This window comes from Paenibacillus faecis (genome assembly GCF_008084145.1).
GTDB classification, from domain to species: Bacteria; Bacillota; Bacilli; order Paenibacillales; family Paenibacillaceae; genus Fontibacillus; species Fontibacillus faecis.
In genome coordinates this window covers 923,229-941,938 of sequence record NZ_VSDO01000001.1, presented here as the reverse complement: position 1 = coordinate 941,938, position 18,710 = coordinate 923,229, and the positions used below count along the sequence as shown (strand labels likewise).

Below are 18,710 nucleotides of genomic sequence, written 5' to 3'. Positions count from 1 at the left end.
AATGACAATGCCGGAATTACCGGAAGTGGAGACGGTCCGAAGAACGCTGACCGGACTCATTGTCGGCAAAACCATCCAATCCGTCCGTGTGCTGCTGCCGCGGATTATCCAGCGCCCGGACGATATCCGGCGCTTTGAGCTGGAGCTGGCGGGGCACCGCATCCTGGATGTGGGCCGCCGGGGGAAATTTTTACGGATCATTATGGACGGGCTGGTGCTGGTCTCCCATCTGAGGATGGAAGGCCGGTACGGCCTTTATGACGGCGGCGATCCGCTGGAAAAGCATACGCACGTCATATTTCATTTTACGGACGGCACGGAATTGCGTTATAAAGATGTACGCCAATTTGGGACGATGCATCTTTTTTTGCCGGGCGAGGAATTTAGCCACAAGCCGTTGGCCAAACTGGGTTTGGAACCGTTGGACGAAGCTTTTACCGAAGAGGCGTTCCGGAAGGCGATTTCGAGACGGACTACGAAGATTAAGCCGGCTCTGCTGAACCAGGAATACGTGGTCGGGCTGGGGAATATTTATGTGGATGAAGCCCTATTTCGCGCGGGCATTCACCCGGAGCGCCCGGCCAACCGGCTCGGCGACGCCGAACTGACCCGTTTGTACGAGGCGATATTGGACACGCTAACGGAAGCGGTAGAGGCCGGCGGTTCATCGATCAAATCTTATGTGAACGGGCAGGGCGAAATGGGCATGTTCCAGCATTCGCTGCGGATCTACGGCCGGCAGGGAGAGCCTTGCGTAAACTGCGGACAAGCCGTGGAGAAGACGGTTGTCGGAGGGCGCGGCACCCACTTTTGCCCGCACTGCCAGCCGCCGTACACGGAAGAATCGGTCGTCGGAAAGGGAAGCGTTCAAGCAAAGCCGAAGGGGAGAACTAAAGCGGCAGCGCAAGCGAAAGGTTCCGCTTCGGCTCGGGCTCATACCGGAAATGGAGTGAGAGGATGAATATCGGATTAACCGGAGGCATCGCAACCGGAAAAAGCACCGTATCGCAAATGTTGGTTGGGCGCGGTGCGGCATTGATTGATGCCGATGTCATCGCCAGAGAGATCATGGAACCCGGCCATCCCGTGTTGGCTGAGGTGGTGAAGAGATTCGGAAGAGAGATTCTGCTTCCGGACGGGCGCCTTGACCGCAAGAAGCTCGGTGCGATCGTTTTTTCCGATTCCAGGAAGCGCAAGACGCTGGAAGCGATCACGCACCCGGCTATTCGCGCCGAGATGAAGGAACGGATGGCGGCAATCGAAGCGGCGGAGCCGCGAAGGCTGGTTGTGGCGGATATTCCGCTTCTTTTTGAGTCGGGTCTGGAAGGGTTGTATGAAGAGATCATGGTCGTCTACGTGCCGCGGCCGATTCAATTGGAGCGTTTGGTGCTCCGGGATCGGCTGACTTTGGAGCAAGCGGAGGCCAGGCTTCAAGCCCAGATGGATATCGAGGTAAAAAGGGAGAGGGCGGATGTGTTGATCGATAACAGTCGTGGCATGGAAGAGACGAAACGTCAAGTTGACGCCTTTTGGCGGAATAAGGGACTGGCATGAGTTGGCTTCGTAAAAAAAGAGTGCTGCTTTTGTTGCTTTTGGGCTTTATCCTGATCTTATTCTTCAACTCGGCATGGCTGTCGTTTTTTTATCCTATCCCTTATAAAGAGGAAATTCGCCATCATGCTCGCAGCAACGGTCTGGACCCGCTGATGGTGGCCGCGATCATCAAAGTGGAAACGAATTATAAGCCGGGCTCGGAATCCAAAAAAGGGGCGCTCGGCATCATGCAAATCATGCCGGATACGGCGAAATGGGTCATCCAGAAGGCCAAGCTGGAGGATGTCCCGCTGGATCGGGTAAAAGAGGAAACGGAGACCAATATCCGTATCGGAACCTGGTATCTGAAATCGCTCTCCGACCAGTTTGACGGAAATATGATTGCGGTTATCGCGGCATACAATGCGGGGCCCACCAACGTGAAGAACTGGCTTCGCAGCGGACGGTGGGACGGGCGGCTGGAGAGCGCGAAGGATATTCCTTTCGGCGAAACGCGGCATTATGTACAGCGGGTTTCCCATTACTATAAACAGTATTCAAGTATATATGAGAATTTCTGATGCAAAAAGAAGCATGGGCAGCTAACAGGCTGCCCACCCTTCCTGTCGATCGGTTACTATTATCTGAATTGACCTGCCAGCGTTTGCTCGGCCAGGGTCACCAAACGTTTAGTGATGAAACCACCGATCGAACCGTTCTCATAAGAAGTCAGGTTACCAGCATATCCGTCTTGTGGGAAAGAGATGCCAAGCTCTTGAGCGACTTCATATTTCATTTGTTCCAGCGCTCCGGAAGCTTGTCTAACCACCAGGTCATTCGAAGAATTGTTGTTTTGGGCCATGATGTTCACCTCCTTGTGGTTGGTAACAGTATTATGCTCGGGAGTCGGCCGCTTCATTACCTATTTTTAAAGTTATTTATTGGAATTAAGAAAAAAAGCCGATTCATAGTTCAATTTAGACGGATATAGAGTTAGGTCGGGTAGGAAAGGAGGGAGATTCTTTGAAGTGTCCCTATTGTGATTATTTAGGCACGAAAGTGCTGGATTCCAGACCGGCGAACGAGAACCGTTCCATTCGCCGCAGACGTGAATGCGAAAAGTGCAGCCGCCGTTTCACGACCTTCGAAATGGTTGAAGAAATGCCGCTGATCGTGATTAAGAAGGACGGCAGTCGGGAAGAATTCAGCAGGGAGAAGCTGCTGCGCGGTTTGATTCGCGCTTGTGAGAAAAGACCGGTTTCCGTGGAGCAATTGGAGTCCATTGTATCCGAAGCGGAGCGGTCTCTTCGGCAATCGGCAAATGCGGAAGTGGAAAGTCGCCAGATCGGCGAACTGGTTATGGAACAACTGTATCCGGTCGATGAGGTCGCTTACGTTCGGTTCGCGTCGGTTTATCGACAATTCAAGGATATCAATATGTTTATGAAAGAACTTAAGGGTCTTTTATCGAAAACGACCGGAGAAGACCAATGACTATCGGGTATATTCTTTACAAGGAGTGAGGAATGGATGAAGGCGAATCGGCTTATCGGACCGGCTTGCGGCTTTCTGGGAGGCACGACTTTCGGCAGCGGCCTCGCTTTTTTGCTGGGATGGATGTCTTATCCCGTCATCGCCTCCGTTTCCTTTTTCGGTTTGTCCGGAGCGGTTCTGGGAGCCCTAGCTGTAAAGATTGTACGAAAACAGGCGGACTAAAACTTCAGTTCGCGCATATAACATGGATAAACGTTTGTCCGGAGATTTTTCTGGGCAGGCGTTTTTTTATTGTTTATTTTTTACACTGCGTTAACAAAACGAATACATGGCTTTGATGTTTGCTACTTATAATCAAGTTGTACAAACAAATGAGGGGGAAACTTGAACAATGAAAAAGAGCTTGATCTTGGTAATGACTTTGGTTTTAAGTTTCGCCTTGGCTGCTTGCGGTCAAGGGAACAAGACGAATAATGCAGGCGGCGGAACTAACGCAGGAACAACGAATTCCGCAACCGGAGATACAGGCGCTGCTGGCGGCGGCGAAACGAGTACTTCCGAGCTTTCCGGTTCGATTCTGGCTGTTGGCTCCTCGGCGCTTCAACCGTTGGTGGACCAAGCCTCCAAGAAATTCATGGAGAAAAATCCGAAAGTTTCGATTCAAGTTCAAGGCGGTGGCAGCGGAACCGGTTTGACCCAAGTATCCGGCGGTCAAGCGGACATCGGCAACTCCGATGTATTCGCTGAAGAGAAACTGGACGCAGCGGCTGCAAAAGAACTGGTTGACCATCAAGTAGCTGTCGTGGGTATGGCGGCTGTGGTAAATCCGGAAGTGACTGTCGATAGTCTGACGAAAGATCAATTGGTCCAAATCTTTACCGGTAAAGTCACCAACTGGAAAGACGTAGGCGGTCCGGATCAAAAGATCCAAATCGTCAACAGACCGTCCAGCTCCGGTACGCGCGCTACGTTTGAAAAATATGCGCTCGGCACGAAAACCGAAGACCTTCCAGGCGCCATTCAAGAGGATTCCTCGGGTACGGTTCATAAGCTTGTAAGCGAAACGCCTGGCGCGATCGGTTACCTGGCTCTTTCTTACCTGGACGATAAAGTGAAAACTTTGAAATATGACGGCGTAGAAGCAACGGAAGAAAATGTAGCCAACGGCACTTATCCGGTATGGGCATACGAGCACATGTACACGAAAGGCGAGCCGAATGAAGTGGCAAAGGCGTTCCTTGACTACATGGTATCCGATGAAGTGCAAAACGCGGATGTCGTAGAGCTTGGTTACATTCCGGCCAGCAAAATGCAGGTGAAGCGCGATCTGGATGGTAACATCACGAAATAATAGATCGACATCATCATACGGCAAGACAAGAGGCGGAGTATTCTGCCTCTTTCTGTGCTTTCAAAAAGGAGAGGTCTCATGGCTCGGTCCAGAGAAAATCGCAAAATAAAACAGCACATTATGGAAGAGTGGACTGGTAAAGTTTTTACCTCCTTGTGTATTGTGCTTCTCGTTGTGACTATTTTTTCGCTAGTCTATTTTGTCGCCACCAAAGGCTTTAGCTCCTTCATCAAGGATGGCATCTCCATTGGAGAAATCTTTGGAGGGACCCAATGGAAGCCGGAGGGAGAACCGCCTTTTTACGGGGCGCTTCCGTTTATCATAGGTTCCTTCAGTACGTCGATTATGGCCGCGATTATCGCCGCCCCGCTTAGTATATGCGCGGCCTTGTTCATGGTGGAGATCATGCCGAAGATCGGGCGGAAATATTTGCAGCCGGCCATCGAGCTGCTGGCGGGGATTCCTTCCGTAGTTTACGGGTTTGTGGGTCTTAGCGTCATCGTTCCGTTTTACCGGGATATTTTCCCGGGGCAAGGTTTGGGGATCGCCGCGGGGGCGACCGTGTTATCCATCATGATTCTGCCTACGATGACATCGATCGCAACCGACGCGCTCGCGGCTCTGCCTCCGGGCCTGAAGGAAGGCTCTTATGCGCTTGGAGCGACCCGTTGGCAGACGCTGGCGCGGATCGTCATCCCGACGACCCTCCCGTCCTTGATGACCGGGGTCGTGCTGGGTATGGCCCGCGCCTTCGGCGAAGCGCTCGCCGTTCAGATGGTCATCGGGAATGCGCCGCATATTCCGCGGTCCTTGTTCGAGTCCGCTTCCACGCTGACCAGCGCCATTACGCTGAGCATGGGGAATACCGTCATGGGTTCGCCGCAAAACAACGTATTGTGGACGCTAGCGCTTATCCTGATGTTGATGACCTTCGTTTTCGTCTTTATTGTTCGCTGTCTTGAAAGGAGAGCAAACCGATGAACGCAAAAACCGCAGATAAAGTCGCAACAGCCGTCATTATATTTTTCGCCGGCGTCATTTTGCTGATTATGGCCGGTTTGCTCGGTTTTATTCTGGTCCGGGGAATCGGACATATCAGCTTCGACTTCCTGACGTCTCCACCGGAAACGATCAAGGAAGGCGGAGGGATCGGACCTCAGCTGTTTAACTCGCTCTTCCTGCTCGTTCTCACGATGATCATTACGATTCCGCTCGGACTCGGAGCGGGAATCTATATGAGCGAGTATGCGAAGCCCGGTAAGATTACCGATTTTATCCGTCTTATCGTGGAAGTGCTGTCTTCATTCCCGTCTATCGTAGTGGGCTTGTTCGGCCTGCTTGTGTTCGTTAACGTGTTCGGCTTCGGCTTTTCCTTGTTTTCGGGTGCCCTGGCTTTAACCGTATTTAACCTGCCTCTGATGGTCCGGATTACGGAACAGGGGATGGCCAGCGTTCCGCAGGCCCAAAAGGAAGCCAGCCTGGCTTTAGGCTTATCCAAATGGAAAACGATCAAATCGATTATGCTTCCCATCGCTATGCCGATCATTCTGACCGGTACGATCCTTGCCGCGGGCCGCGTTTTCGGTGAAGCCGCCGCCCTGCTGTTCACCGCGGGGATGAGCAGCCCGAGACTCGATTTTAGCGATTGGAATCCGCTGAGTCCGATGTCGCCGCTTAATCCGTTCCGTCCGGCCGAAACGCTGGCCGTCCACATCTGGAAGATCAATTCCGAGGGACTTGCGCCGGATGCGCCGGAAATCGCCGCAGGCGCTTCGGCCGTCCTGATTATTACGGTTTTGCTGTTCAACCTGCTGGCCCGGTGGATCGGACGCATGCTGCACAAGAAATTTACGGCAACGAAATAGGAGGACTCCCATGCAAAATATAGAACTGTCCACCAAAGATTTGAGCGTATTCTATGGGGAAAAGCAGGCGGTTAAGGAAATTTCCCTCGATTTCGCTTCCCGTCAAGTTACGGCGCTGATCGGTCCGTCCGGCTGCGGGAAGTCCACTTTTTTGCGCAGTCTGAACCGGATGAACGATTTAATCGACGGGGCTCAGATTACCGGGGAGATCTGGATCGGGAATGAGAACATCAATGATCCGAAGACCGATGTGGTATTGCTGCGCCAGAAAATCGGCATGGTCTGGCAAAGACCGAATCCGTTCCATAAGTCCATATACGAAAATATTGCCTTCGGGCCAAGGTATCATGGCATCCGGGATAAAAAGAAGCTGGATGAAATTGTGGAAGAGGCGTTGACCAAGGCGGCCCTTTGGAATGAGACGAAAGACCGGCTGCACCGTTCAGCCCTCTCGCTATCGGGGGGACAGCAGCAACGGCTGTGCATCGCCCGGTCGATCGCGGTAAATCCAAGCATCATATTGATGGATGAGCCGGCTTCGGCACTCGATCCGGTGTCCAGTGCAAAAATCGAGGAACTGATCGCCGAGCTAAAGCGTGAATATTGCATTATCATCGTCACGCACAACATGCATCAAGCCGCGCGCGTATCGGAAAAAACGGCCTTTTTCCTCATGGGCGAACTGGTCGAATTCGATGATACGAGCAAAATTTTCACCAATCCGTCGGATAAACGGACCGATGACTATATATCCGGCAGATTTGGATAAAATCATTCCGAATACCGAACCGAAGAATCCGGCTGGCCCAAGGGGCCGGTCGGATTTTCCTTTTTCTTGTCATTTAAACAAGTGATTGGCACGATCTGGAGGATCGAGTAAAATAAGAGGATATGGCGCCTTTACGGGTTATCACGGTTCGGAGGATCGGGAATGGATATCGACATACTGATTTTGGCTCAGCTGATGCAAGGGCCGAAGCATGGTTATGAAATCAAAAAAAATATCCTGGCTGTACTGAACAGCCAGAGAATGATCAACAACAACTCGCTGTATCCGAAGCTAAAGCGGTTTGAGGAACGGGAAATGGTGAGTAAAACGATGGAGGAACAGGAAAAGAGGCCGAATCGCCATGTCTATGCCATCACGGAGACGGGACGTCGGTTTTTTTTAGAAACCATTCATCATTTTTCGTCGGATTTGATCGAAGCGGATGAGGAGTGGAACCTTCGGTTGGCCTATTATCATTTTTTGGACAAGCCGACGCGTATGCGACTTCTCGTCTTCAGACGACAAGCGTTGGCCGCAAAGCGGCTGCGTCTGGAGAAGCTGGGGCGAGCGGACCGCGACGCGGATCAGCCCATGTTCTCCCGTGAATTGTCGCGTTACCTCCAGGAAATGATGGTGAAGGAAGAAGAGATCATCGTTCGGCTGCAAACCGAGTTGGACCCGCTGTAAAATACCGGACCCGGGACGGGGAAGCAACGCGACCGGAGGCTATTTTGGATTTGCCTTTTTACGATCATACTGATAATATACTTTTTCGGGCAGTGCAGTCTGGCTGAACCGGTTAACTGGAAAGAGGAGACAAGATATATATGCAATTGCTCGAGTGGATAGAGGGGATGTTCCGGGAGTTTGGCTACTTTGTGCTCTTGCTCGGTCTTCCCGTTGATTTCATCGCACTGCCGCTGCCCCCGGGGCAAACGACATTAACCTACACCGGCTACTTGTCGTATAAAGGAGTGCTTGGCTTTCTGCCGTCGATTCTCTCAGGTTTTGCGGGTTCGGCGATAGGAATTACGATTACCTACCTGATCGGGCATCATGTGGGTGCTCCGCTGGTGGAGCGATACGGCAAATGGATTATGCTGAAGCCGGCCTATTTGGAGAAAACGCGTAAAATTTATGATAAATACGGCAACAAAATGTTGCTGATCAGCTTTTTTGTTCCGGGCGTCCGGCAATTTTTCGGTTACTTTGTCGGTATCATCCGGGTGCCGTTTCGAACTTTTGCGCTATATGCTTACCCAGGCGCGCTCCTGTGGGTGTGCGTTTTTGTCGGGATCGGTTATATATTCGGCGAGCAGTGGCAGCAGGTCATCGTGCTGGTGGAGAAATATCTCGTTTATTTCTTCGGAGGCTTGGGCGTTTTATTGGCGGGAATCTTATATATGAAATGGCGGAAGTGGAGAAAATGGAAGCTCAAACAGGTCAAAACTCCATAACGCGAGTGCCGGATCATCGGCAGGATACATAAAAAACGCCGAGATTCGGCGTTTTTTGCTTAACTTTTCTCTTTTCCTTCATCCTTGGTTTCCTCACGAACTTTAACCAGTGACAAAAAGGCGAAAAGATCTCCCAGCACGGTAAGGCCCGCGCCAATGAGGGCCAAATCGTCCGCTGTCACCTCCGTGTTGGTGATTGTATTGTTGCCGCCGCTCGAGTTCTTTTTATTTTTGCTCCTGATCGCCATTTTTCCTCTGTTGGGCAAACGAACCACCTGCTTTAAATCGTCTTTACCTCAGCATATGCCGCGATGTCGTGAAGGGGGTAGGCGCTCTCGAAGGTTGGACTTTCGCCCTTGCCGGCAGTAAGGAGCAATTTGGGCTGGATTCTATGCGGATGCCGTGGCTTTGGGGCGCTTAGCTTAATATGATACCGTATACTGAGATAAGGGAGGGAAAGTCATGTCGGGATATTGCGAAAACGGAAATAACGGCGGATACGTCGGCGGAATTTGGACTTCTACAGGTGTTATTCTGGTACTGTTCATCCTGCTGGTTATCGTATCCAAAGCTTTCGTATAAGACCCCCTTTACGCCGAGAAAGGGCCTTGCTGTCGCAAGGTCCTTTCTCGTGATTTTACTTCTTCGCTGTCCTGGTCTATGATAAAAATAAGAAGAATTTTACAGGTATTATGTGGATTGTAAGGAGGATTTGCGTGCCAAGTTTAGTGTTGGAAGGTGGGACCCTTCGTCCGATTTTTAGCTCCGGCATCATGGATGCACTGCTGGACGAGGGGATCATGTTTCCTTATTGCATCGGCGTTTCGGCGGGGATCAGCAACGGAATTTCCTATATTTCCAAGCAAAAGCGGAGAAACCTGGAGATTATGGAGAATTACCGAAATGACCCCCGATACATAGGGTACCGGAATTTTTTCAAAAGCCGTAGTTTGTTCGGTTTGGATTTCATTTTTCAGGAGATTCCTTCCCGGCTGGTTCCCTTCGATACGGAAACTTACCGGTCTTATACGGGGAAGGTGCTTGTCGGCGTGACCAATGCGCATACGGGGCTGCCCGAATACATGGACGGCCTTGAAGCCGATGAACAGTGGACGCTGCTGCGCGCGACCTGCGCCATTCCCTTTGTTTTTCCGGCGATCGAGTTAAATGGCCAGAAATATTATGACGGAGGACTTGCGGATCCTATCCCGGTCCGTAAAGCGATCGCCGACGGGAATGAGAAGCATCTTATTGTTCTGACCCAGCCGAAGGGGTATGAGAAAAAGCTGAGCAAGCGTACCGTACGGGCGGCTCGGCTGCTCCGCCGCAGATTTCCCAAACTGGAGGAGGTTCTGCTCACCAGGCATAAGCATTATAATGAAACCGTCGCGTTGTGCGAGCAACTGGAACGGGAAGGTCAGGCGATTCTTCTCCGGCCGGAGGTTCCCCTCGACAGCTTCGAGAAGGATATTGGCAAACTGCGCGAAACCTGCCGGCAAGGGTACGAGCTGGCGATGAAGCGAATGGATGAAATCCGGCGTTTATTTTAGCATGAGGCGATCCGAACATGAAAGCTCCGAATCCGATTCGGAGTTTTTTTGCGGGATCAAACCACGGAATAGGCGGAGATTATAAAAAACTACAATTTCTGTCATTAATCACGGAAACTTGGGTTTTATTCACACAAATTTCAAAATTAAGGTTATAATGGGGCAAGTTAGACAAACCTGGCAAGTCACTTCTCAGATCGTTTTCGGTCTTTGCGTATATAGATCTCGAAAGAGATGTATATAAATCGGGTTCGGGAAGGAAGTGAGGCGGCCTTACGTACACTGGAGTAACAGGAAAGAACGGCAGGATGGAAACGGACAACTTCAAAATCAAAGGAGGCATAGGTGATGGCAGCTATTCGTCTATCGAGATTTTTTACGATGAAAGCGGTTACTTCTTTGGGGGTTATGTTGTTTGCTGTTTTTTGTACAGTCCTGTTATCGGAAAAAGCTTCCGCCCACGGTTACGTTGATTCTCCCGGAAGTCGGGCGATATTGTGCAAGAATGGCCAGAATACCGACTGCGGCGCGATTATTTATGAACCGCAAAGTCTGGAAGCGCCGAAGGGATTTCCGGCGGCCGGGCCGGCGGACGGGAAAATTGCCAGCGCCGGCGGCATATTTCCTAAGCTGGATGAACAGTCCGCCACCCGGTGGAGCAAAGTCAATATTTCCTCCGGTCCCAATACGTTCACTTGGAAATTGACAGTTCCGCATGCGACAAGCAGTTGGAAATATTATATTACGAAACCCGGATGGAATCCGAATGCCCCGTTGTCGCGGAATTCTTTCGATCTGACTCCGTTTTGTTCCGTGGATTACGGCGGCGCTCGTCCGCCTTATACCTATACCGATACTTGCAATGTACCGGAAAGAACCGGCTATCATGTGATTTTGGCGGTTTGGGAGATCGCGGATACAGCCAATGCTTTTTATAACGTCATCGACGTGAATTTCGGAGGGACAAACCCGGGAGACACCCAAGCCCCGAGTGCCCCGGGCTCCTTGACTGCCGGTGGAGTGACTTCCACCACGGTCACCCTGTCCTGGAACGCCTCCACGGACAACGTGGGCGTCACGGGATACCGGATTTACCGGGGAGGAAATTTGGTCGCGTCGGTCTCGGGCACGACTTTGAACCACACCGTCACCGGTTTGTCGGCGGATACGGCTTATACCTTCACTGTGAAGGCGGTGGACGCGGCCGGGAACGAATCGGCGGCGAGCAACGCGGTGAACGTGAGAACGGGTCAAGTTGTCAACGATACACAAGCACCCACGGCCCCGGGGAATCTTCATGTAATGGGAACGCCGACTTCTTCCAGCATCCCGCTGATGTGGAATCCTTCCACCGATAATGTCGGTGTAACCGGCTACCGCATTTATCGGGGGGGCACGCTGGTCGAAACCGTAAGCGGCACGACCACTTCGTATACCGTTACGGGACTAAGCGCGAATACGAGCTACAGTTTTACGGTTAAAGCGGTGGACGCGGCCGGGAACGAATCGGCGGCGAGCAACGCGGTAACCGCGAAAACATCCGAAGCGCCTTCCGTACCGGAATGGTCGCCGAACGTCGCCTATGCCGCCGGGACGTTGGTAACCTATAACGGTATCGTTTACGAATGCCGGCAGGCTCATACCTCGTTGCAAGGCTGGGAGCCACCGGCAACGCCGGCGCTGTGGCGGGTGCAGTAAGAGCTCATCGATGATGTGAGGTAAGAGAAATAATTTCATAAGTTGGATCAAAAAATCACTGACCGAAACTGTCAGTGATTTTTTTGTATACTCGTACCGTAAAGAAAATAAATACGCGATGGAGGAATACAAATGTTCTGGAGAATAGAAGCTTTTATCCAAGAATGGGATGAAGAAAGGAAAATAACGGAGAAAGTAATGGCGGCTCTTACGGACGATTCTTTGCACAAACAGGTGATTCCGGGCCGCAGGACATTGGGGGATATCGCCTGGCACCTCACGCTTTCACCGCATTACATGACCGGCTGCGGATTGAGCTTTGACGGGCCGGAGGGAGGAGCGGAAGTTCCCGAATCGGCGGATTTTATTGCGGAACAATACGGAAAAGTAAGCTTAGCTCTGCAGAACGCGGCTCAAACCCAATGGGATGACGACCGGCTACAAGAAGTACAGGAGATTATGGGACAACCTTACCGTAACGGGGAAATGCTGCGGTTTACTCTCATGCACCAAGCCCATCATAGAGGGCAGATGACGGTGCTGATGCGACAGGCCGGATTGAGAGTTCCTGAAGTCTATGGGCAAACCTACGAATCCTGGATCGAAGCCGGGATGGAACCGCTGAAATAAAAAAGGTACAATGGAGAAAATTCGGGGGACCTTCCCTCAAGGAATTGAGGTACCGCTGCATGTCCAAAGCCGATCAGATGTTATCGATTCTCTGGCTTCTCCGTTCGGGCCGGAAAATGACAGCTCAAGAAATCAGCGACAGGCTGGAGATCCATGTCCGTACTGTTTACCGCTGCATTGATTCGTTGTGCGCCAGCGGCGCGCCGATTATTGCCGAGCCGGGTCCGGGAGGCGGCTACAAATTGCTGGGTCGCTTTATGGATTCCCCGCTTATGTTTGACAGGGATGAACAAAAGGCCCTGATTCATGCCGCCACTTTCGCCAGGGAAGCGGGTTACCCTTATACGCAGGCTCTGGAACGGGCGGTGGGCAAACTGAAGCTGTATACCAATGAAGAGCAGCTTAGCGAAATGAAGCGGTCTGATCAAGGCTTGTCGGTCATTCAGACTCCACTGGATGAACGGGAAAGAAATCTTGTGGCGCAGCTGGAACGAGCCTCGGCGGAAGGCAGAACGCTTGAAATGACGTACGCCAAGGGCAGTGGAGCCTCTACTTTTCGAGCGTTCGATCCCTATGAAATCGTGCATTGGAAGGGCTGTTGGTATACGGTAGGGTACTGTCGCCTTCGCGGGAGTATCCGCAGCTTTCGGGTAGACCGAATTACCGACCTGACAACTACGGAGCAGTATTTTCAGCGTCCGGAGCATTTCTCGGCCAAATCGCATCTGTTTGCCGGTCTCCTTCCCGGCTCCCTCGAGAGCGAATCGTTGGTGATCCTCCGGGTTTCCGGGAAAGAGCAGGTCCTGAACGAACTGTGCCGGCATTGGTTATTCGGCCACGCGCTGGTCGAACGGGATCAAGAAGAGGCGGTATTTCGGCTGGGCAAAGAATCGTTGGTTTCCTACGTACCACACCTCCTTCTCCCATACGGAAGGGCCCTGCGCATCCTGGAGCCTGACTGGTTCATCGAAAGACTGATCGAGGTAAGCCTGAACATTGCGGAACACTACCGTGCCGCGAGCGGGCTGCCAAAAACATTACATCAGCCGTGAATTAGGCTGGCAGGAAGCGGGACGGCGTTCCTGCATACGTAACAGCGAGCTGATGCATAGCTCTGGTACAAGCGATATACAGTAAACTTTGATCCATCTCGTTCCGGTAATTGTTATGAGTGGCAAAGGGGACGAGAACGGAATCGAACTCCAAACCCTTTGCCAAATGTGCGGTAGTTACGACGATACCTTCGTGGTAGTGCTGGCTGTTGAAGTCTAGCCTATTGGCGGGAATATCGCGGTTTTGCAGATAACGGTAGACACGATCGACTTGAGCCGACGACTTACAGATGATCCCCAATGAGCGGTACTTTGAACGAAGAAAATTGTCGGTATGCTGATGAATCCGGTCCATTTCTTCGGAATCTCCATCGCATGGCTCTATATGAGGTTCCTCGCCGTGCCGTTTTACGGGAATGAGGTCCGGGTTGTTTTTGATCGTCCGGGCAAATTCGGTGATTTCCAAGGTGGAACGGTAGCTCTGATTCAATTGGACGGTATCGGCGGCCGGGAGCATGGACTTGATTTTTTCCAGCGAAGTCGAGGAGTACGGATTCACGGATTGCCCGGCATCGCCAAGAATCGTTTTCTTACAGGTAAATAAAATCGAGAGCACCGCGTACTGAACCGGCGTATAATCCTGCATTTCGTCCACGACCAAATGCTTCACGAATTCATAAGGCGTTAAGCCTTCATAATAATGTTTTAAATAAATCAGCGGAAATACGTCGCTGTATTCGATCGTTTTGGGGCGCAGGGGTTTGAAGAGTTCGGGCTTTCCCATGTAGGCGTAGAACGCCTTGTATAAGGCTAGAAGATTGGGATGCCGATACATTTTTTGAATGGCGGAGCGGATACTCCGAGCTGCCGACGCGGAAGGTTTTTCACCGTCCGGCCCCTTGATTTCTGCGATAATCAGGTCGGCGACCTTCCCCGATCTTGCTTTCACCGGCATTCTGCGCAGATCATAGAAGCGCGTGCGGATCAGTTCCTTGGGAATAAAAAAGGATTGTATTTGCAGATCGGCAGCAACCAAGCCGTTAAGATCTGAAAACTCGATAAACTCGTCCAGTTCCGCGACGAATTCGACTCTGGATTTATAGGCGATGCGCTCTTTGACTTGCGGATCATCCCGCTGAATCAAGTCCACAACCTGCTCGTCGAAGGTTTGGAAGCGGCAATAGCGGTCCAATTCGGCGGAGGCGAGTTCCTGGACTCCGGTCTCGAGCATATTTTCCTCTCCGAGTTCAGGCAGAACATTGGAGATGTAATCGGAGAACACCTTGTTGGGAGACAGAATCAAAATGTTGCGGGAAGTCAGCACGCCTTTCTGTTTATATAGGAGGAAGGCGATCCGGTGGAGGGCCACCGAAGTTTTTCCGGAGCCGGCCACGCCTTGAATGATCAGCTCGTGTGAGGTTTCGTTCCGGATGACGGCATTCTGTTCCTTTTGAATCGTCGCGACGATATTTTTCATTTTTTCATCCGATGTGGCGCTAAGTTCTTTTTGCAGGACATCGTCATGGATATTCATCGAACTTTCGATCATATATTCCATACTTCCGTTCCGGATCTTGTACTGTCTTTTCAAGGCGATCAGACCTTCGACTTTACCGTCCGGCGCCTCGAAGTAAGCGGGGCCGCGCTCAAAATCATAAAAAAGCGTGGCTACCGGCGAACGCCAGTCGTAAATCAGATTGGTTTGATCCTCTTCTTCGGAAAACGCGTGAATTCCAATATAAAAGGGTTCGTCGTCTTCTTCGCCGTTCAATTTAAAATCCACCCTCCCGAAGTAAGGGGACTCCAGCAGCTTGCCCAGCTTTCTCAGCTTGTCCTTGGCCTTCTCTCCCGCATCGATCCGGAGGCCGATATCCATCCGGTTTGCCGCTCTTTCGGCCGGATCGAGTTGACCGATGTTGGACCATACATATTTTTTGGCATCAACGATCTCTTTGTAGGATACGGATACTTGTTGACTTATCTCCTCCACAGCCTGCCGGAGCTTGTTTGTTATTTCCTTCAGAAACATGCTTTCTTGCGTTTCGGTTCGGTTGATCATACCGTTGCCTCCTCTTGTCGGAATACCCCTAAGTATAGAAGCAACGCCAAAAAAGTATAGACTTATACTTTCCTTTGTAATATTATATTTTGTACGTGGCTCCAAAAATACCTATACAAAATAACGGTTGGTCCAAGGTTTTGCCTTGTTCCAACCGTTTTTGTTGTTTCCTTTATTTTACGTTGAGTACTTCGACAACAGGATCGGTCTCTTGCTCATAATCCACGCCGTCCACTTCAAAGCCGAACAATTGGAAAAATTCCCGGCGGAATCCCTCCAGATCGGAGAGCCGGTAAATATTTTCCGAATCCAGTTCATCCCACAGCTTCGCCACTTCGGCTTGCACATCGTCTCGCATTTCCCAGTCGTCGATCCGAATTCGACCTTCCGCGTCTACCGGGGTTTCACCGCTCACGTATAGTCGGTCGGCAAACAAACGGTACATCTGCTCGATGGTTCCCTCATGAATGCCTTTTTCCTTCATGGTCTTATAAAGCGCGGACATATAAAGCGGGACAACCGGAATCGCGGAGCTGGATTGGGTGACCAGCGCCTTGCTGACCGTAACGTAAGCCCGGCCTCCGCCTTTCGAGAGGCGGTCCGAAAGGTCTCTGGCCGTCTGTTCCAGATGATCCTTGGCCCGGCCGATCGTTCCTTCCCGGTAGATCGGCTGCGTGATGTTGGAGCCGATATAGGAGTAAGCGACCGTCACGGCATGTTCCGCCAACGCACCGGCTTGTTCCAGGGCATCGATCCACAGCTTCCAGTCATCACCGCCCATGACGGTTACCGTATCGGCGATTTCCTGTTCGCTGGCCGGCTCAAGCGTAACGGTGCTGACTTCGCCGGTATGAAAGTTCACGGTTTTGTTGGTATAAGAGCGGCCGATCGGTTTCAGCACGGAAGTATGTGTCTCACCGGTTTCGGGATGAGTCCGGCGGGCTGTCGCCACACTATAAACGACCAGGTCGACCTGCCCCAGTTCGCTGCGGATCAGGTCGGCCGTTTTCCGTTTGGTTTCCGCGGAAAAGGCGTCTCCGGTCACGCTGAAGGACTTCAGTCCGGCTTCGCCGGCGGCTTTCTCAAAAGCGGCCGAATTGTACCACCCGGCGGAAGCGGTTCTTGTGGCGCTGGCCGCGCTCGGACGGTAAACTCCAACGGTATTGGCTCCCGCTCCGAAGGCGGCGACGATGCGGGAAGCAAGCCCGTACCCGGTGGATGCGCCAATGACAAGCACATTTTTGGGACCGTGAATCGCCGGGTGTTTCTTTACATAGTCAATTTGCTGCTCTACTTGGCGCGCGCATCCTTCCGGATGGGCCGTAGTGCAAATAAAGCCGCGGGTTCTAGGTTTAATGATCATAGAATCGGTTCGTTCCTTTCTTCAAAAACTAAACTATAGCCTATTTTAAATTTGATTGATCTTCACTATTGTACCTGTAATTTTGAATTTGCAAAAGTTTGGTCACAAAGTACGACTAGATTGAACGAAATTGAATGATTATGAAATATTTTGGTTGTTTTTTAATGATTTTATGGTACTATAGGAGCAGATGGAGGTTTTGATTATGCTGACAGAAGAGAGATACGGAGTAATTTTACAGCGCTTACAAGAACGTGGCGTCGTGAGGCTCCAAGAGTTAACCGAGCTGTTGGGTGCCTCGGAATCTACCGTCAGGCGGGATCTTGTCGATCTTGAGGAACGAAAACTGTTAAAGCGCATTCACGGAGGAGCCGCCCTGCCGGGGCAAAAAAACCTCGAACCGGGAATGGAAGAGAAAACACTCAAAAACGTTCAAGAAAAGCAAGTCATTGCTCGCTTGGCCGCCAAGCAGCTTAATGACGGAGAATGCATTTATCTGGATGCAGGTACTACGACATTAACCATGATCCCCTACATTGAAGCGCGGGATATTACCGTTGTCACCAACGGACTGTCCCATGTCGAGGCGCTGGTAGCCAAAAATATACGGAGCTATCTGCTCGGCGGGATGATGAAGATGCATACCAAAGCCGTAATAGGCAGCATCGCGCTCCAGAATATGGACAATTTCAGGTTTGACAAATGTTTTTTGGGAGCGAATGGGGTGGACCCCAAGATGGGATATACTACTCCTGACCCGGAAGAAGCGCTGATCAAGAGGCGGGCCCACGAGTTATCCGGCAGCAGCTATGTCCTTGCCGATTCCAGTAAATTCGGTGAAATCACATTCGCCAAACTGTTCGATCTGGAGGAAGCCGTATTAATCACCGAAGCGGTGCCTCAGCCTTGGAAAGATCCGATCGGGCGAAAAACTAAAATAATCGAGGGATAACATATGATTTATACTGTGACATTAAACCCTTCTATTGATTATGTGGTAGAGGTTCAAGATTTAAAGCTGGGAACTTTGAACCGGATGGAAAGAGATCTGAAGCTTCCCGGCGGGAAAGGGATTAACGTATCCCGGATATTGAGCAGACTCGGCGCGGAGAATACCGCACTCGGGTTTCTTGGCGGCTTTACGGGCAGTTTTATCGAACAATTTTTGAATAAAGAGTCCGTACGTACCGATTTTGTGCAAATTTCGGGAGATACCCGAATTAACATCAAACTGAAGCATGGTGAGGAAACGGAAATCAACGGCCTGGGACCCAAGATCGGACCGGATGAATCCGCCGCGCTGCTGCACAAGCTTTCGACGCTGAACGGCGAAGATATCGTCGTCTTGTCGGGGAGCGTTCCCCCTTCGCTCGGTGCCGGTTTTTATGAACGGCTGATTGCGGTCTGCGAGCAAACCGGAGCCCGGTTTGTCATCGATACGACCGGGGAGGCCCTGCTTAGAGCGCTGGAACATCGACCTTTGCTGATTAAGCCCAATCATCATGAATTGGCGGAATTGTTCGGAGTGACTTTGGAATCGAAGGAAGATATCATCACTTACGGTCGGAAACTGCTCGAGAAAGGAGCGCAGCACGTGCTGATCTCCATGGCTGGAGAAGGGGCCTTCCTGATCGCCGGAGACAAGGTCTATCATGCGAACGTTCCGTCCGGAACCGTCCGGAATTCCGTAGGCGCCGGGGATTCCATGATCGCCGGGTTCGTCGGGACGCTGGCCCAAGGCGGAGATCTGCTGGAAGCGTTTCGTACCGGGGTCGCTTCGGGGAGCGCCACGGCGTTCTCCGACGATTTGGCGACGGGAGAGAAGATCGAGCAACTGAAAGGCCAGGTCGCAATTTCGCAGTGGTCGTAAACAGTCGTCGTAAGATCGT

The 18,710-nt window shown here is 51.5% G+C and carries 22 protein-coding genes; 18 read left to right on the top strand and 4 right to left on the bottom strand.

Annotated elements, in window-relative coordinates; genetic code table 11:
- Positions 1-7 precede the first annotated feature (7 nt).
- The 3 genes from mutM to FRY98_RS04340 are packed head-to-tail and all read left to right on the top strand — an operon-like array spanning position 8 to position 2,114.
- Positions 8-961 carry a DNA-formamidopyrimidine glycosylase gene (mutM, locus tag FRY98_RS04350; protein ID WP_148450496.1) on the top strand — a complete coding sequence of 318 codons (954 nt, stop codon included), beginning with the start codon at positions 8-10 and terminating at the stop codon, positions 959-961.
- Positions 958-1,554: a dephospho-CoA kinase gene (gene coaE, locus FRY98_RS04345; RefSeq protein WP_148450495.1), complete on the top strand. Its 597-nt coding sequence runs from the start codon at positions 958-960 to the stop codon at positions 1,552-1,554. Before mutM ends, coaE begins: the two co-directional genes overlap by 4 nt.
- Complete coding sequence (locus FRY98_RS04340) at positions 1,551-2,114, top strand: lytic transglycosylase domain-containing protein (protein ID WP_148450494.1); 564 nt, start codon at positions 1,551-1,553, stop codon at positions 2,112-2,114. The genes coaE and FRY98_RS04340 overlap by 4 nt, the downstream gene beginning before the upstream one ends.
- 59 nt (positions 2,115-2,173) lie before the next feature.
- Here FRY98_RS04340 and FRY98_RS04335 read toward each other — a convergent pair whose 3' ends face one another.
- Entirely contained in the window at positions 2,174-2,395 is a 222-nt protein-coding gene (locus tag FRY98_RS04335) for an alpha/beta-type small acid-soluble spore protein (RefSeq protein WP_148450493.1), read from the bottom strand.
- Between the two features lie 161 nt (positions 2,396-2,556).
- Between FRY98_RS04335 and nrdR the strand changes: the two genes are divergently transcribed.
- The 8 genes from nrdR (at position 2,557) to FRY98_RS04295 (ending at position 8,469) form a co-directional block, all read left to right on the top strand.
- Positions 2,557-3,027 carry a transcriptional regulator NrdR gene (gene nrdR / locus FRY98_RS04330; RefSeq protein ID WP_148450492.1) on the top strand — a complete coding sequence of 157 codons (471 nt, stop codon included), beginning with the start codon at positions 2,557-2,559 and terminating at the stop codon, positions 3,025-3,027.
- Between the two features lie 36 nt (positions 3,028-3,063).
- Complete coding sequence (locus FRY98_RS04325) at positions 3,064-3,249, top strand: hypothetical protein (RefSeq protein WP_148450491.1); 186 nt, start codon at positions 3,064-3,066, stop codon at positions 3,247-3,249.
- A 169-nt stretch (positions 3,250-3,418) separates the two neighbouring features.
- Positions 3,419-4,378, top strand: a complete 960-nt coding sequence (locus tag FRY98_RS04320; protein ID WP_148450490.1) for a phosphate ABC transporter substrate-binding protein — start codon at positions 3,419-3,421, stop codon at positions 4,376-4,378.
- Positions 4,379-4,456: 78 nt separating this feature from the next.
- Entirely contained in the window at positions 4,457-5,359 is a 903-nt protein-coding gene (gene pstC / locus FRY98_RS04315) for a phosphate ABC transporter permease subunit PstC (RefSeq protein WP_148450489.1), read from the top strand.
- Entirely contained in the window at positions 5,356-6,243 is an 888-nt protein-coding gene (pstA, locus tag FRY98_RS04310) for a phosphate ABC transporter permease PstA (RefSeq protein WP_148450488.1), read from the top strand. Before pstC ends, pstA begins: the two co-directional genes overlap by 4 nt.
- Positions 6,244-6,253: 10 nt before the next feature.
- On the top strand, positions 6,254-7,012 hold the full coding sequence (gene pstB / locus FRY98_RS04305; protein ID WP_148450487.1) for a phosphate ABC transporter ATP-binding protein PstB: 759 nt from the start codon (positions 6,254-6,256) through the stop codon (positions 7,010-7,012).
- Positions 7,013-7,174: 162 nt separating this feature from the next.
- Positions 7,175-7,699 (top strand): PadR family transcriptional regulator, encoded by a 525-nt coding sequence (locus FRY98_RS04300; protein WP_148450486.1) that lies wholly within the window; start codon positions 7,175-7,177, stop codon positions 7,697-7,699.
- A 140-nt stretch (positions 7,700-7,839) separates the two neighbouring features.
- On the top strand, positions 7,840-8,469 hold the full coding sequence (locus tag FRY98_RS04295; RefSeq protein WP_148450485.1) for a DedA family protein: 630 nt from the start codon (positions 7,840-7,842) through the stop codon (positions 8,467-8,469).
- A 59-nt stretch (positions 8,470-8,528) separates the two neighbouring features.
- Here FRY98_RS04295 and FRY98_RS04290 read toward each other — a convergent pair whose 3' ends face one another.
- Positions 8,529-8,735, bottom strand: a complete 207-nt coding sequence (locus tag FRY98_RS04290; RefSeq protein WP_148450484.1) for a hypothetical protein — start codon at positions 8,733-8,735, stop codon at positions 8,529-8,531.
- A 196-nt stretch (positions 8,736-8,931) separates the two neighbouring features.
- On the opposite strand from FRY98_RS04290, the gene FRY98_RS28640 reads away from it, so the two are divergent.
- From FRY98_RS28640 to FRY98_RS04270, 5 genes are all read left to right on the top strand, one after another.
- On the top strand, positions 8,932-9,051 hold the full coding sequence (locus FRY98_RS28640) for a YjcZ family sporulation protein (RefSeq protein WP_211373258.1): 120 nt from the start codon (positions 8,932-8,934) through the stop codon (positions 9,049-9,051).
- A gap of 134 nt (positions 9,052-9,185) precedes the next feature.
- Positions 9,186-10,019: a patatin-like phospholipase family protein gene (locus tag FRY98_RS04285; protein WP_148450483.1), complete on the top strand. Its 834-nt coding sequence runs from the start codon at positions 9,186-9,188 to the stop codon at positions 10,017-10,019.
- 348 nt (positions 10,020-10,367) lie between these two features.
- Positions 10,368-11,717 (top strand): lytic polysaccharide monooxygenase, encoded by a 1,350-nt coding sequence (locus tag FRY98_RS04280; RefSeq protein WP_148450482.1) that lies wholly within the window; start codon positions 10,368-10,370, stop codon positions 11,715-11,717.
- A 132-nt stretch (positions 11,718-11,849) separates the two neighbouring features.
- Positions 11,850-12,347 carry a DinB family protein gene (locus FRY98_RS04275; protein WP_148450481.1) on the top strand — a complete coding sequence of 166 codons (498 nt, stop codon included), beginning with the start codon at positions 11,850-11,852 and terminating at the stop codon, positions 12,345-12,347.
- Between the two features lie 59 nt (positions 12,348-12,406).
- The gene (locus tag FRY98_RS04270) at positions 12,407-13,399 is read left to right on the top strand and encodes a helix-turn-helix transcriptional regulator (RefSeq protein ID WP_148450480.1); all 993 of its coding nucleotides are present in this window, start codon (positions 12,407-12,409) and stop codon (positions 13,397-13,399) included.
- Between the two features lies 1 nt (position 13,400).
- Here FRY98_RS04270 and FRY98_RS04265 read toward each other — a convergent pair whose 3' ends face one another.
- A complete protein-coding gene (locus FRY98_RS04265) occupies positions 13,401-15,458 on the bottom strand; it encodes a HelD family protein (protein WP_148450479.1) in 2,058 nt (685 codons plus the stop codon).
- Positions 15,459-15,630: 172 nt separating this feature from the next.
- A complete protein-coding gene (gene fabV / locus FRY98_RS04260) occupies positions 15,631-16,821 on the bottom strand; it encodes an enoyl-ACP reductase FabV (protein ID WP_148450478.1) in 1,191 nt (396 codons plus the stop codon).
- A gap of 205 nt (positions 16,822-17,026) precedes the next feature.
- On the opposite strand from fabV, the gene FRY98_RS04255 reads away from it, so the two are divergent.
- Together FRY98_RS04255 and pfkB are read left to right on the top strand one after the other, a co-directional pair.
- On the top strand, positions 17,027-17,773 hold the full coding sequence (locus FRY98_RS04255; protein ID WP_148450477.1) for a DeoR/GlpR family DNA-binding transcription regulator: 747 nt from the start codon (positions 17,027-17,029) through the stop codon (positions 17,771-17,773).
- A gap of 3 nt (positions 17,774-17,776) precedes the next feature.
- Positions 17,777-18,691, top strand: a complete 915-nt coding sequence (gene pfkB / locus FRY98_RS04250) for a 1-phosphofructokinase (protein WP_148450476.1) — start codon at positions 17,777-17,779, stop codon at positions 18,689-18,691.
- Positions 18,692-18,710 lie beyond the last annotated feature (19 nt).